This window comes from Actinoplanes octamycinicus, assembly GCF_014205225.1.
In the GTDB taxonomy this organism is placed as follows: domain Bacteria; phylum Actinomycetota; class Actinomycetes; order Mycobacteriales; family Micromonosporaceae; genus Actinoplanes; species Actinoplanes octamycinicus.
On record NZ_JACHNB010000001.1, the window covers coordinates 2,795,070 to 2,809,818 of the forward strand.

Sequence of the window (14,749 nt, forward strand, 5' to 3'; positions counted from 1 at the left end):
CCTGCGAGGAGTCACCGTGATGGAACCGCCCGTCCTGCCCGGCATCCTTTTCGAGGGGCACGAGTGCAGCGGCAAGACCACCGTGGCCCGGCTGGTCGCCGCCGACCTGGAAGCCGCCGGCTGGAAGGTCGCCCGATCACACGCCACGGTGTCTTCGAGCGGGCTGCTGGACGCGATGCTCCGGGAAGCGGTGGCGACCTTCGACGACTCGGCGGGCCGGCCGTTCCGCGACCCGCGGCTGTGGCGCCGCTTCAACAGCGTGCGGTCGGCGCAGCTGATGGTCGACGCGGAGCTGGTCGCGCAGCGCGAGCCGGCCGGCCCGGTCGACGTCTTCGTGCAGGACCGGTACTGGCTCACCCAGCACGCGTTCAACACCTTCCTCACCCCGGACGCGCGGTACCTGACGCCGGAGTGGCTGCGCGCCCACGCTCCCCGGTTCGCCGTGCAGGTCTACCTGACCTGTGACCCGGCGACCCGGCGGGAGCGGGCTGCGGCCCGCCGGCAGCGTCCCGCCAAACACGCGGTCAACACCTTCCTGCAGCGACACATGGACGAGATCGCGCTGCTCGACGAGCTGACCGTCGGCCGGCTGGTGGACGCCGAGTGGACCGTGCTGTCGTCGACCGCCCACCCCGCCCGCGTCCTGGCCGACCAGGTCCTGGACCTCTTCTCCGCCCACTGTGGAAAGGCATCCCGCGATGAAGGAAAGCACCCTGCTCATGCCGTCCGAGCTGCGTGAGTACATGCTCGCGCACAGCTCGCCGCTCGACGCCGTCCAGCGCCGGGTGGTGGAGCGGACCAGCACCTTCCCGACCATGGCGCACTGGCAGACCGCGCCGGAGCAAAGCGCCTTCCTGACCCTGCTGGTCCGGACCCTCGGGGCCGGCCAGGCGGCCGAGGTCGGCACCTTCACCGGTCTCTCCGCGCTCGCCATCGCCCGCGGCCTCCAGCCCGGTGGCCGGCTGGTCACCTGCGAGATCTCCGACGACTTCACCGGGATCGCGCGCGAGGCGTGGCGGGCGGCCGGCGTCGAGGACCGGATCGACCTGCGCATCGCGCCGGCGCTGGACACCCTGCGCGCGCTGCCGGCCGAGCCGTACCTGGACTTCTCCTTCGTCGACGCCGACAAGATCGGCTACCCGGACTACTTCGAGGAGCTTCTGGTACGCACCCGTCCCGGCGGCATCCTCGCCTTCGACAACGTCTTCCGCAGTGGCCGGGTGCTGCGCCCGGAGAGCGAGGTCGACGAGGCGGTCATCGACTTCAACGCCCGGCTGGTCAAGGACGACCGGGTCGACGTGGTGATGGTGCCGATCGCCGACGGCATGACCCTGGCGTGGCGGAAATGACCGCCCGGGACTGGCTGGCGCCGCTGTACGAACGGAACCTGATCCCGGACCGGACCGTCGCCGCGTTCGTGGTCGGCTCGGCCGCCCGCGGCTGGGACAACGCCCGCAGCGACTTCGACATCTACGTCGTCACCACCGAGCCGTGGCAGACCGAGTCGAGCGGCTCGATCCTGATGCCGCTCGACCCGCCGCGGGTGTGCAGCGAGCTGTTCTATCTGGACGATCGCCGCTGGGAGGTCACCTACTGGCTGGAGAGCCAGATCGACCAGATGCTCGCCAAGGTGAGCTGGGTGGTGTACGACAGCGGCGTCATCGCCGGCGAGGTCCTCTCGCCGCGCGAGGAGACGTCGCTCGCCCGGATCGGTCACTGCCACCCGCTGCTCGGCGAGGCGTGGATCGCCGCCAAGGACGAGGAGCTCAAGCGGTCCGCCTTCCGATCCTTCGTGACGGCCCGCTCGTTCGGTCTCGCCGACGACGCCACCGAGGACGCGCTGGGGCAGCTGGAGTCCGGGCATCTGGAGAGCGCGGTGCTGTCCGGGCACCGGGCGCTCGGCCACGCCGTCGACGGCCTGCTGGAGAGCGCCGGCGAGTTCGGCAGCCACATGCCCAAGTGGCGGCCGGTGCGGTTCCGGGCGGCCGCCCCGGAGATCCTCTCGTTCGAGGACTACTGGGCGCTGGAGACGATGCGCGACTACGACCCGGCCGACCCGCGGGCCTGGGTCCATCAGGTGCTCACCGTCTGTCAGGACATCGCGGTACAGGTGGAGATCTCATGACCTCGGTTCTCGACGTGCCGCGCCGTACCCTCGGCGTGCCGATCCGCCGGGTGGCGGGCCGGCTGGTGGTGGGTGTCGAGGCGGACGCCCTGGAGTTCAGCGAGGTGGGGTCGCTGATCTTCACCTCGGCCAACGGGCGCAACCGGGTGGTCGACATCGTGCACATCGTCGCGGCCGCCTACGAGTGCGAGACCGCCGAGGTGTACCCGGACGTCGTCGAGTTCCTCGGCGAGCTGACCGCCGGCGGCATCGTCGAATGGTCGTCGGCCCCGGCCGCGGCGCGCTGATGCCCGCCTTCGTCTTCCCGGGCCAGGGGACCCAGCTGCCCGGCATGGGCCGGGAGCTGTTCGAGCTGTTCCCGGACCATGTGCGTACGGCCGACGAGGTGCTCGGGTACTCGCTGCGGGAACTCTGCCACGGGTCGCGGACCGACCGGCTCGGGCAGACCCGGTACGCCCAGCCGGCCCTCTACGTCGTCACCGTGCTCAGCTACCTGCACTTCCAGCAGCGCTGCCCGAGCCGGCCGTCGTACCTGCTGGGGCACAGCCTCGGCGAGTACTGCGCGCTGCACCTGGCCGGCGTCTTCGACTTCGGCACCGGGCTGGCCCTGGTGGCCCGGCGCGGCGAGGTGATGGCCCGGGCGGCCGGCGGCGCGATGGCGGCGGTGATCGGCCTCGATCCGGACCGGGCCGCCGCGATCACGGCGGCCTGGCCGGGCGGCGGCGTCTGGGTGGCCAACTACAACGCCCCCGACCAGATCGTCGTCTCCGGCCGGGCCGACCAGGTGCACGCGGCGGAGGAACACTTCCTCGCCGCCGGGGCCACCGCGTTCGTGCCGCTCCGGGTCAGCGGCGCGTTCCACTCGCCGCTCATGCGGGCCGCCGAGGAGGAGTTCGAGGAGGTGCTCGCCGGGACCCGGGTCGGCGAACCACGGATCCCGGTGATCAGCAACGTGACCGCGCGGCCGTACCGGGCGGCCTCGCTCCGGGCGACGCTGAGCGGTCAGATGTCCGGATCGGTGCGCTGGACCGACAGCATCCGGTTCCTGCTCGACCGGGGCGAGACCCGGATCGTCGAGCTGGGCCCCCGGCGCATGCTCACGCCGCTGATCGAGCGGATCGCCGCGATGAACTGACCGTTCCGAGCGGCGTCGACCGGAACACCCGCAGGTAGCTGTCGAGCGCCTCCCGGCTCTCCGGCGTGGCCACCGCCGCGACGTGGCCGTCCGGGCGGACCAGCACGGTGCTCCCCGGCTGCAGGCCGACCCGTCGGCGCCACCGTCCGGCGACGTCGACCAGCGCCCGCTGGTCCGCGGGACGGCGGTGCCGCTGATGCGGTGTGGTGCGCTCGTGCACGACGAAGGCGGCGATCCCGCCGGGCAGCGTGACCGCCGGCTCGGCCCGGTCCGCGAACAGCAGCGCGACGTGCCGCCGGGCGCCGGCCTCGCGCAGCAGGTCGAAGCGCTCGCCGTCCAGGGTGACGAGGTCGCAGTCCGGCATCCGCAGGCCGGCCCGGAGCGGGGAGCCGGGCGTCTGCGCGGCCGGGTAGCCGACCCGGAACTGGCTGACCTTGTCCAGCTCGCGCGCGTGCCACCGGGGCAGCCGCAGCAGGTAGTTCTGGTAGCGCAGCAGCCGGCGCTTGAGCCGGTTGCGGCCGAACACCCGCTCGGCGATCAGGTTGTTGTACGCGAACAGCTGCCGGGCCACCGGGTACCGCTCGGCGTGATAGCTGTCCAGCGACGCGGCGTCGCTCTCGCCGCGGACCACCTGACCCAGCTTCCAGGCCAGGTTGATCGCGTCCTGGATGCCGGTGTTCAGCCCCTGCGCCCCGATCGGGCTCTGCACGTGCGCCGCGTCCCCGGCCAGGAACACCCCGTCGCGGCGGAAGTCGTCGGCGAGGAACTGCCGCGGGTTGAACCGGGTGACCCAGAACGGGTCGCCGAGCGTGATCCGGTCCAGTCCGACCGTGCGCAGCAGCGTGCGGAACCGGCGCAGCACGAAGTCCTCGTCCGCCTCGGTGGCCGGGGTCCGGCAGGTGGAGACCAGCCGGAAGGAGCGGCCGTCGATCGGCAGGATGAAGAGGGTGGTGCCCTCGTCCAGGTAGTACGCGTGCCGGTCCTCCGGATCGGGGAGGTGACCGGTCATCTCGATGTCGGCCATGATGAACGTCTCGTCCTGCTCGGCCCCGTCGAACCGGAGACCGAGGGTCTCCCGCACCCGGCTGTGGCTGCCGTCGGTGCCGACCACGAACCTCGCCGCGACGGTGCCGGCGCCGCCCCCGGCCTCCGCGACCGTCCCCACGTAGTGGTCGTCGACGGCGTGCAGGTCCCGCAGTTCCACGCCGCGCTCCACGGTGACGCCCCGCTCGGCCAGGGCGTCCACCAGGATCGTGATGGTCTGGTGCTGGCTCAGGTGCAGCAGGCCGGGATAGGCGCCGTCCAGCTCGGCCAGGTCGGTGACGGCGATCGTCCGGCCCCGCTCGGTGTGGTGGTGCATGCGCTGCGACAGGATGCCGTCCGCCAGGCAGCGCCGGGCCACGCCGAGCATGTGGAAGCACTCCAGGGTGCGCGGGGTGAGCGTCATCGCCTTGCTCAGCCGGGACCACTCGTCGCGCTTGTCGACGATCCGTACCGAAACGCCGTTGTCGGCCAGCGCGCAGGCGAGCGTCAGCCCCACCGGGCCGGCGCCCACGACCAGCACATCGACCATCTGACCGTCCATTTCGGAGCCTCCCGGGCGCGTCGCTGCCGTTGACTCTCCGTATCCTGCGTCCGGCGCCGGGTGCCGGTTAACCCCTAGCGCCGGCGTCGTCCCCCTGGAGGCGGCCGCGGAGGATCTCGATGGTCCGGTCCCGGCGCTGATCCGGGTGCAGGAAGAAGTGGTCCCCGTCGAGCAGCTGGAAGTCGAAGCCGGCTGAGGTCCAGCGCGCCCAGTCGCGCATCTCCGGCTCGGTGACCCGGTCGTCGCCGCGGCCGTGCAGCGCGGTGACCGGCACGTCCAGGACGGCCGCGTCGTCCGGCTCGAAGCTGCCCACCAGCCGGATGTCGGCGGCCAGGATCGGCAGGGTCAACCGGGTGAACTCCAGCCCCGGGTCGTCGACCGGCGGGAACCGGAAGATCCCGGCCAGGGCGGCGAGCTCGGTGGCGCCGAGCGCCCGGATCTCCTCGGTGCGCGGGACCTCGGGGTACCCCGCGGCGTTCAGTGCCCGCAGACAGGCCCGGTGGAACGGGTTGTCGCCACCGCCCGGGCTGCTGAAGGCGCCGACGGTGAGGTGCCGCAGCGCGGTGTTGCCCCGGTCCCGGAGCCGCTGCGCCAGCACGTACGCGATCAGCCCACCCGCGCTGTGCCCGTAGAGGTGGAACGGCACGTCGGAGACCGCCTCGACCTCCTTGACCAGCTCGTCGACCACCTGGTGGACGTCCGGGACCAGCGGGTCAGCGAGGCGGTGGCCGCGGCCGGGCAGGGCGACCGGGCACACCTCGACGTCGTCCGGGAAATGTCGCTGCCAGCCCTGGAACAGCAGCGTGCTGCCGCCGCCGTAGGGCAGGCAGAGCAGGCGCAGCCGGGGCTTGCCGGGCCGCGGGGAGAGGTAGCCGTGACCGCTCCCGGACGGGCGCGCACGCTCGCCGGCGCCGGTCAGCGCGGCCGCCAGCCGGTCGATCGAGATGCCCTGCACGATGTCCTTGAGCTCGACCCGCTGGTGCCGGTTGACCGGTCCGATGGCGTGGTGCAGGCGGGCCGCCAGCAGCGAGTCCACCCCGAGGTCCGTGGTGGTGTCGCCGGGCCGGATCTCCTCGGCGGGGGTGCCGGTCAGCGCCGACACCACGTCCCGCAACGCGTCGGTCAGCCGGTCGGCGCCGGTGATCGCGGCCGGGTCGAGCAGGGGATCCTCGGCCGGCGGCGCGGCGGCGGCCAGCACCGAGGCGATGCCGCCGCTGATCCGGCGCACCACGCAGGAGAACTCGACGAGGACCCGGGCCCGGTCGTCCAGCACCGCCAGCCGGCCGGCGGCGCCCGTACCGTCCGGGTGCGGCCGGACCTGGTCCAGGCGGATCCGGGCCGGCGTCGCCGGCTCGCCCGGGTGGACCACCAGCGAACTCAGCGTCTCCACCATGAACGCCCCGTCCGGCATGACGGTGTGGAAGAGCTGCGCCGCGCCGTCGAAGAGGCCGGGCGTCACCCGATCCGCGGCCGGGAAGGCCGGGTCGATCTCGGCCAGCACGCCGTCCTCGTCCCGGTGGACCGCCCCGACGGCGCGCACGCTCGGGCCGAGCCGCATGCCCCGGTCGTCCATCCCGGCGTAGAAGTCCGCATGGGACAGCAGCGGGGTGGTGGCCGCCGACACGGTTCGCGGCCCAGGCGGGGTCCGCCGCTCGGCCAGCCGCCCGGAAACGTGCAGCTGCCAGCGGTTGTGCGCGGCGTCCAGCAGTGAGTGGAAGGCGAACTCCGGTTCGGCGCCGGGCAGGTCGGTGAAGGTCAGCCGGACCGCGACCGGCGCGCCGGCCACCACCAGCGCGCTGCTGAACCGCATCGCGCCGATGTCGAACTCGGCGTCCGGCCGGGCCAGCGCGGCCGCCCGGGACAGCATCTCGACGAAGTAGCCGACGTGCACGATCTGGTGGGTGTCGGCCAGCGGCAGGGAGGTCGCGTCCAGCACGAAGTCGAACTCGCCGCCGGCGCCCGGCGACAGGTGGACGGCCGGGTCCAGCGCGTCCGCGCGGGCCGGCGGGAGGGGCTGGTCGTCGGGGTGCTCGAAGGCGTACGGCGCCTCGTCCATCGGTGTCGTCGGCACCAGCACCCGCCGGGCGGACGAACCGGCGTAGAGCGCCCGCCAGTCGAGGTCCGCGCCGAGCTCGTAGAGGCGCAACAGCACCGGCAGCAGGGCCTCGTGGCCGTCCTCGCCGGGACCGAAGCCGATCACCTCGATCGGCAGGCCGGCCGCCGCGTCCGTCGCCGGGCCGGTCGCGAGCGCGATCCGGACGCCGTGCCCGGCGCAGAGCGCGGTGGCGGCGTCCAGGTCGAGCCGGGCGCTCACCGCCTGCCGCCAGTAGTCCGGGTCGGCCAGCTGGCGTGCGCCGACGAACCCGCCGTCGCGCGGACAGACGATCGCCGCGCCCACCCGCCCGGATCCGCCGCGGCGCGGCTCGCCGGCCGGCGCCGGGCGGTCGTGCAGCAGGGACAGCTCGGTGAGCGCCGCGTCGGGGGTGAGCACGCCGGTCTCGACCGCCACGGCGAGCACGCCGACCCCCTCGGCGCACCAGATCTCCGGCCGGATGCCGAGGTCGCGCAGCATCCCGGTGAGGCCGCCGAGCGTGGCGACCCGGAGCACCGCCGACACGACCGGGTCGGCCGGCCGCGCACCGGCCGTGAGCAGCTGCTCCAGCGGCTCGCCGCCGCGGGCCGACCAGGCCCGCGCCAGCCGGGCGAAGCCCTCGCGGAAGCCGGGGAAGTCCCGGTGCCACGACGCCGCCCGGGCGTCCGGCCCGAGGGGCGCCGAGCCGTCCAGCACGACGGCGAGCTTCGGCGGCCCGGCGGCGGCCGGCCCGGGCGACGTGACGAACTGAGCGGTCTGCCGGTACGCCTGCAGCGCCGTGACGAGGTCGTCCCGGTCGGCGCCGGTGACGTAGCCGCGGAAGGCGCCGTGCTCGCGGCCGGTGGCCCGGGTGAAGCTGACGTCCTCAGCCCGGGCGGTGTCGGTGGCGACCAGATGCTCGGTGAGGTCGGTGACGCACGCGTCGAGGGCCGCCGCTGACCGCCCGGACAGCAGCAGGGCGTGCGTCCGGGGCGCCGGGGAGGCCGGCGCGGCCGGTTCCGCGGCGGGCCGGCTCAGGATCGCGTGCGCGTTGGTGCCGCTGAAGCCGAACGAGCTGACCGCCCCGGTCAGCCGCTGCCCGGGCAGCGGGACGTCGCTGGTCGGCACGTGCAGGCGCAGCGCCGCGAAGTCGATGGCCGGGTTGATCGGCCCGGGCAGCACCTGGGCCGGCGCCCGGCGGTGCTGCAGCACCAGCATCAACTTGATCAGCGAGACGATGCCGGCCGCCGCCTCCAGGTGCCCGATCTGCGATTTCGCCGAGCCGACCAGCAGCGGCCGCCGGGCCGGGCGGTCCGCGCAGAACGCCTCGCTCGCCGCGGCCAGCTCGATCGGGTCGCCGAGCGGGGTCCCGGTGCCGTGCGCCTCCAGGTAGTCGACGTCCGCCCCGGACAGGCCGGCCCGGCGCAGGGTGCTCTCGATCAACGCGCGCTGGGCGCGCCCGTTCGGCACGGTCAGCCCGCTGCAGGCGCCGTCGTGGTTGACCCCGGTGGCCTCGACGACCGCGAGCACCTGGTCCCGGTCGCGCCGGGCCGCGGAGAGCCGCTTGAGCACCACCACGCCACCGCCCTCGCCCCGCCCGTAGCCGTCGCCGCCACCGCAGAACGAGTGACAGCGACCGTCGGCGGCGAGCGCGCCGACCCCGGCCAGGACGGTGAACACCGACGGGTCGAGCAGCAGGTTGACGCCGCCGACCACCGCGACGTCGCAGTCGCCGCCCCGGATCGCCTCGGCGGCGAGATGCAACGCCACCAGCGACGACGAGCAGGCGGTGTCGATCGACATGGTCGGCCCGCCGAACCCGAAGGTGTGGCTGATCCGCCCGGAGACCACGCTGGTCAGCATGCCGGTGGCCAGGTGCCGGCCGGGCGTGCCGGAGACCCGGCCGAGCGCGCCGTACTCGCCGCCGATCACGCCGAACCAGACACCGACCCGGCCGTCGACCCGGTGCGGGTCGTAGCCGGCCCGCTCCAGCGCCTGCGCGGTCAGCTTGAGGGCCAGCCGCTGGGCCGGATCCATGTCCCGCGCCTCGGTGGGCGAGATGCCGAACCGCCGCGGATCGAAGAGCGTCACGTCGCCGTCGAGGTAGCCGGCCCGGGTGTGCGTCCGGGCGGCCGGATGCCGCCGGAAGTACCGGCGGTAGACCTCCCGCAGCCAGGGGCTGCCCGGTTCGTCGCGCCGGCACTCCTCGCCGGACTGCAGCAGCGCCCAGTACTCTTCCGGCGTGCCGACGCCGCCGGGCAGCTCGCAGGCCGCGCCGATGATGGCGACCGGGTCGGCGGCGCCGGTCTCCGCGGCGTCCCGGGCCGCCGCCTCCCGGTTCAGCTCCCGGATGGTGGCCAGCGACTTCCGGAGCAGGGCTCTGAGCTTGTCGGTCTCGGTCATTCAGACCACCTCGCCGAGCAGACGTTCCAGGTCGGTCGCCGACAGGCTGTCGATCTCGTGCTCGTCCAGGCCGGCCAGCACCGATCCGGTCGGGTCGCCGGTCGTCGCCGGCTCGATCCGGTCCGCCAGGTAGCGGACGAACTCGGTGATCGTCGGGTGGTCGAAGGCCGCCGACGGCTCCGGGTCGACGGCGAGGTCCCGCACGATGGCGGAGCGGACCGTCTCCAGGTGGATGGAGGTCATGCCGAGGTCGAAGAATCCCTGGTCGGTACGCGGCAGCTCGCCGTCCGGATAGCCGAGCACCAGCCCGATCTGGCGCTGCAGGTAGTCACCGAGCCGTTGCCGGCGCAGCACGTCCGGCAGGTCGCCGAGGTCGCCGAGCAGGTCGGAGCCGGTGGCCGCCGGCGGCGCGGGCTCCACCGCCGGCGGCGCGGGCTCCCCCGCCGGGGGTGTCGCCGGGTCCGGCCAGAAGCGCCGCCGGGACAACCGGGTCGGCGGCAGGTAGACCGGGCGTTCCCCGGCCAGGTCCGGGTAGATCCGCGCCCAGTCGACCGGGTAGCCGACCGCCCACAGCCGGGCCAGTTGCCGGTGCCGCCCCTCGGCCGCCAGCCGCGCCGCGTAGGCCCGGTCCCCGGCGTCGTCCGGCTCGTCGAAGACGCTGCGGTCCACGGTGGTCCGGTAGATCCCGTGCTGGGCCAGGGCCCGCGGGTCGCCGGCCAGCGAGACGTACGTCCGCAGCCGGTCGGCGGCCTCCTCGACCGAGCCCGCGGTGCAGGCCAGCCGGTGCGGATGGGTCTCCCGCAGGCAGAGCAGGGTCTTCACCACCGCGGGCAGGGTGACCGCGTGCGAGAACGCGACCCTGGCCGGCTCCCGGCGGGCGTCGCCCAGGTATCGGGCCAGGTCCCGGGCCTGCGTGGTCAGGGAGTCATCGTCGCGGCCGGAGACGGCGACGACGAACTGACGGGTGTCGGCGGTCATGGTCAGGCCTCCTCCAGCACGAGGTGGACGTTGGTGCCGCCGGCGCCGATGGACGTCACGCCGGCGCGGCGCGGGACGTCGCCGAAGCCCATCGCCACCGGGTCCCAGGGGGCGAAGGCGCGCTGCACGGACACCGGGGCGGCGGCGAAGTCGATCTCGGGGTTGGTCCGTTCGGCGTGCAGCGACGGCACCAGGGCGCGGTGCTGCAGCTGGAGCAGCACCTTGGCCACCTGGGCCACGCCGGCCGCTGCCTCGCCGTGGCCGATGTTGGACTTCACCGAGCCGATCGCGCGGCGCGGCCCACCCGGCCCGGGCGGCGCGAAGGCGGCGCGCAGCCCGGCGATCTCGATCGGGTCGCCCAGCCGGGTGCCGGTGCCGTGCGCCTCGATGTAGCTGACCGTCGCCGGGTCGACCTCGGCCTGCCGCAGCGCCCGGTCGATCGCCGCGGTCTGCGCGGCCGGGCTGGGGACGGTGAACCCGGTGGTCCGCCCGCCGTGGGTGAGCGCGCTGCCGCGGATCACCCCGTACACCCGGTCGCCGTCCCGCCGCGCCTGGGCCAGCGGCTTGAGCAGGAACGCGCCCACCGTCTCGGCCGGCACATAGCCGTCACCGCCGGCACCGAACGCCCGGCAGCGGCCGTCCGAGGAGAGGAACTGGTACCGCGCGAGCATCTGGTACTTCGACGGGTGCAGCGACAGGTTGACCCCACCGGCGACGGCCAGCGAGCACTCGCCGCGGCGCAGGCTCTCGGCGGCCAGGTGCAGCGCGTGCAGGGCGGACGAGCAGGCGCTGTCCAGCGTCACGCTCGGCCCGCGCAGATCCCAGGTGTAGGACACCCGGTTGGCGATCGCGTAGGTCTGCGAGTTGATCGGGGCGCCGGATCCGGACTCGTGCTGGACCAGCTGGTAGTTGTTGACCGTGGCGCCGGCGAAGACGCCGACCTCGTTGCGGTGCGCCGTGCGCAGCCGGTCCCGGGTGTACCCGCCGACCTCCAGGCACCCGCGGACCGCCTCCAGGAACAGCCGTTCCTGCGGGTCCATGAACAGCGCGTCGGCCGGCGCCACCCCGAAGTAGCCGGCGTCGAACCGGTCCACGTCGGACAGGAAGCCACCCCACTTCGCGTAGACCTTCTCCGGTACGCCGCGGCGCGGGTCGAAGTACCGGTCGTGATCCCAGCGGGACGGCGGGATCTCGGTGATCGCGTCGTGGCCGTCGCACAGGTTCGCCCAGAACTCCTCGACGCTGTCCGCACCGGGGAAGCGCCCGTCGAAGCCGATGATCGCGATGCTCGACGACGGCGGCGGGTCGACCGGCCGGCTCCGCCCGGGTCGCGCGGTGGCCGCCGGCGGAGCGTCCGGCGCGGGCATCCCGACGTCGTAGTCCCGCGCGAGCCGGGCTGCCACCGCCGCCACGTCCGGGCACTCGTAGAACAGGGTGGCCGAGAGGTCCCCGAACCGGGAGCGCAGCTCGGCGTTGAGGGTCTGGATGATCAGCGAGTCGATGCCCAGGTCGGCGAACGGGGTGTCCGGCCGGATCAGGGCCGGCGCCGACTTGGTCGCCGTGGCCACCAGCCGGCACAGCAGCGACTCCAGCTCGGCCGGCGCGCTGTCCGGCCGGTCCGGGCGCGGCGGCGCGGCGGCGGGACCCCGCGGCGTGGCCGGGTCGTCGTGCCGGTGCGGATGGCGGTCGAAGGCGTATCCCGGCAGGCCGGGCAGGCCGGGCGACCTCGGCGCCGACCAGTCCGGGTCGCCGCCGCGCCGCCAGATCTCCAGCAGCAGGGCGCCCGGCTCGCCGGCCCGGACCGGGTCCAGGCCCGCGGGCAGGCCGGCCGGCGGGTCACCGAGCAGCACCACGAGCGCGCCACGGCGACCGGCTGACCCGAGCGCGGCGGCCGGGCCGGCCGCCGCGCCGTCGCCGAGGCGTACCGGCCGCCCGGCGGCCCGGGCCGCGGTGGCCGACCGCAGCGCGGGGAGCCCGGCGAGCGGCGCCGAGCGGATCGCCGGACGCTCGGCGAGGGCGGCGGCCAGCGCGGCCGGATCGGCCTCGCCGAAGAATGCGGCGACCGCGTCGGACGGATCGATGAGCCCCCGGCTGACCAGAACGGCGAATTCGTGGGTGGCCGGCGTCAGCCACGGCGCGGGAGTCAGTTCCCAGGCCTCGTAGACGCGGACCAGGGCGACATTCACCACGAGCGCGATCGTCGCCCATTCGTCAGCCGAGAATGTCATTTCCGGATCGTCGAACCGGCGGATCGCGGTATCGATGGCGATGGCCCGGGTGGCGAGCAGTTTCTCCCATTCCCGGACAGCCCGCCGGAACGTGTGCTGATGGTCCAGCAGGATCGCGGCGTGCCGGAGGTAGGGGGCGACGCTGTCCACCGTGGCGGCACGCTCGTCCAGCAGCCGCCGCAGGTACTCCGCCGTCGGCTCGTTCGGCGCCAGGCGCTCGGCGCCGGCCCGCACCCCGCACCCGGGCGGCTGCCGGGTGGTCAGCCGGCCGTCGCCGAGCAGGGCCTCGATCGCCTCCGGCAGCGGGACCGCGCCGCTGTGCACCAGCGCGGCAGCGCCGCCGGCCGGGCCGGGCGCGATGATCTCGGTGGGCCGGACCCCGCGCCGGGCCAGGGTGTCCAGCCAGCCCAGGGCGTCGGTGAACCGGTCGAGCAGCCGGCGCCGGGCGGGGTCCGGGTCACGCCCGGCCACCGCGGCGGCGACCTCGGGGGTGACGTCGCGGCCGGCGTGACCGGGCGGCACCGTGTCGGTGAGCAGCACGACCAGGTCCGGAGCCGAGGTCACGACGCTGATCGGACCGGGAGACTCGCCGGCGCGTACCCGGGCCAGGACGCCGGGCAGCTCCGCGGCCGGCACCCCGAAGCGGTGGGGGAGCCGCAACGACCGCTGATTGCTGGCCGCGCACAGCTCCTCGGCGGGGTGCGGCTGCCCGGCCCACCCGGCGAGGATGGCCAGCAGCGCCTCCCGGGTCCTCGCGGCGACCGTGAACACCGGGGCGGCGGGTGGCGTGGCGGCCGGGCCGGGATCGGTCCGCCGGTACTCCTCGACCACCGCGTGGCAGTTGGCGCCGCCGAACCCGAAGGCGCTGACCGCCGCGACCCGCGGGCCGTCGGCCGGCCAGTCGAGCGCGCTGTCCGGGAACTCGACGTGCTCGGCCGCGCCCTGCATCACCGGGTTGGTGACCTCGCGGTTCAGGGTCGGCGGGATGGTCCGGTGGCGCAGCATGAGCAGCACCTTGATCAGCCCGGCCAGGCCGGAGCCGGCTTCCACGTGCCCGATGTTGGTCTTCACCGAGCCGACCCGCAGCGGCGTCCCCGGCCCCGGCCGGTACGCCTGGTGCAGCGCCTCCACCTCGATCGGGTCGCCGAGGCTGGTGCCGGTGCCGTGCGCCTCCACGTAGCCGACCCGGGCCGGGTCGACGCCGGCGGTCCGCAGCGCCCGGCGGATCAGGGCGGTCTGTGCGGCCACACTCGGCGCGGTGACGCTGCGGTTGTGTCCGTTGTGGTTGGTGGCGACCGCCTTGAGCACGCCGTAGACGTGGCAGCCGAGCCGTTCCGCGGTGGCCACGCTGGTCAGCAGCACCACGCCGACGCCCTCACCGGGCACGTAGCCGTTGGCGCGGTGGTCGAAGGTGAAGCAGCGGCCGTCCGGGCTGAGCATCCGGGACTGGGTGAAGGCCAGGTAGCGCCACGGCGAGTTGATCAGGTTCACGCCGCCGACCAGGGCGAACTCGCAATCGTCGTGCAGGATGTCGGCGCGTGCCTGGCCGAGCGCGGTCAGCGAGGAGGAGCAGGCGGTGTCCACGGTCCGGCTCGGCCCGTCCAGATCCAGCAGGTGGGAGATCCGGTTCGCCGCCATGTTCGCGTAGTTGCCGACCCCGTCGAAGACGTCCACCGGCTTGTCGTTCGCCACCGAGCGGAGCAGGTGGTCGTGAGTGGACAGCCCGATGCTGACCGAGGTGCGGGCGGACTGGAGCAGCCGCAGCGGCAGACCGGAATCCTCGACGCAGTGCCAGGCCTCCTCCAGCAGCAGGCGGTGCTGCGGGTCGATGGCGACGGCCTCGCGCGGCGAGACGCTGAAGAACGCGTGGTCGAAGCAGTCGGCGTCGGCCAGCGAACCGGCCCACCTGCTGTTGACCGTGCCGGGCGCGGAGTCCGGCGCGAAATACCGGCCGGCCTCCCACTGGTGGTCGCCGATCGGGCCGATGGCGGTCCGGCCGGCCCGTAAGTTCTCCCAGAATTCCGTCGCATTCCGTGCCTGCGGATAACGGCATGCGACGCCCACCACAGCGATGTCCTCGCGCATCCCAACCGTCCCGTCGTCGTCGGAGGGAAATAATTCCGAGCCGCACGGAAAACGCTAGGCATGGCAGGGTTGCCGGTCAATGATCGCCGACCGCTAATGGTGTTCAGGAATCCCTGGGCCCCGACGATGCGGACCCCTA

At 74.2% G+C, this 14,749-nt stretch carries 9 protein-coding genes; 5 read left to right on the forward strand and 4 right to left on the reverse strand.

Going from position 1 to position 14,749, the window contains the following annotated elements:
- The first annotated feature begins 16 nt into the window (after window positions 1-16).
- From BJY16_RS12595 to fabD, 5 genes are read left to right on the forward strand one after another with little or no spacing between them, the layout of a single operon-like run.
- Window positions 17-739 carry a hypothetical protein gene (locus BJY16_RS12595; RefSeq protein ID WP_185039642.1) on the forward strand — a complete coding sequence of 241 codons (723 nt, stop codon included), beginning with the start codon at window positions 17-19 and terminating at the stop codon, window positions 737-739.
- A complete protein-coding gene (locus BJY16_RS12600; RefSeq protein ID WP_185039643.1) occupies window positions 699-1,349 on the forward strand; it encodes an O-methyltransferase in 651 nt (216 codons plus the stop codon). Before BJY16_RS12595 ends, BJY16_RS12600 begins: the two co-directional genes overlap by 41 nt.
- Complete coding sequence (locus tag BJY16_RS12605; protein ID WP_185039644.1) at window positions 1,337-2,125, forward strand: hypothetical protein; 789 nt, start codon at window positions 1,337-1,339, stop codon at window positions 2,123-2,125. Before BJY16_RS12600 ends, BJY16_RS12605 begins: the two co-directional genes overlap by 13 nt.
- Complete coding sequence (locus tag BJY16_RS12610) at window positions 2,122-2,412, forward strand: PqqD family protein (RefSeq protein ID WP_185039645.1); 291 nt, start codon at window positions 2,122-2,124, stop codon at window positions 2,410-2,412. The genes BJY16_RS12605 and BJY16_RS12610 overlap by 4 nt, the downstream gene beginning before the upstream one ends.
- Window positions 2,382-3,260, forward strand: coding sequence for an ACP S-malonyltransferase (gene fabD / locus BJY16_RS12615; RefSeq protein WP_185039646.1), 879 nt, complete (start codon window positions 2,382-2,384; stop codon window positions 3,258-3,260). The genes BJY16_RS12610 and fabD overlap by 31 nt, the downstream gene beginning before the upstream one ends.
- On the opposite strand, the gene BJY16_RS12620 is transcribed toward fabD, so the two are convergent.
- The 4 genes from BJY16_RS12620 to BJY16_RS12635 form a co-directional block, all read right to left on the reverse strand.
- Window positions 3,223-4,845: an FAD-dependent monooxygenase gene (locus tag BJY16_RS12620; protein ID WP_185039647.1), complete on the reverse strand. Its 1,623-nt coding sequence runs from the start codon at window positions 4,843-4,845 to the stop codon at window positions 3,223-3,225. The genes fabD and BJY16_RS12620 overlap by 38 nt on opposite strands.
- A 67-nt stretch (window positions 4,846-4,912) precedes the next feature.
- Complete coding sequence (locus tag BJY16_RS12625) at window positions 4,913-9,319, reverse strand: beta-ketoacyl synthase N-terminal-like domain-containing protein (RefSeq protein WP_185039648.1); 4,407 nt, start codon at window positions 9,317-9,319, stop codon at window positions 4,913-4,915.
- The gene (locus BJY16_RS12630) at window positions 9,320-10,297 is read right to left on the reverse strand and encodes an acyl carrier protein (RefSeq protein ID WP_185039649.1); all 978 of its coding nucleotides are present in this window, start codon (window positions 10,295-10,297) and stop codon (window positions 9,320-9,322) included.
- 2 nt (window positions 10,298-10,299) lie between these two features.
- Complete coding sequence (locus BJY16_RS12635; RefSeq protein ID WP_185039650.1) at window positions 10,300-14,610, reverse strand: beta-ketoacyl synthase N-terminal-like domain-containing protein; 4,311 nt, start codon at window positions 14,608-14,610, stop codon at window positions 10,300-10,302.
- Window positions 14,611-14,749 lie beyond the last annotated feature (139 nt).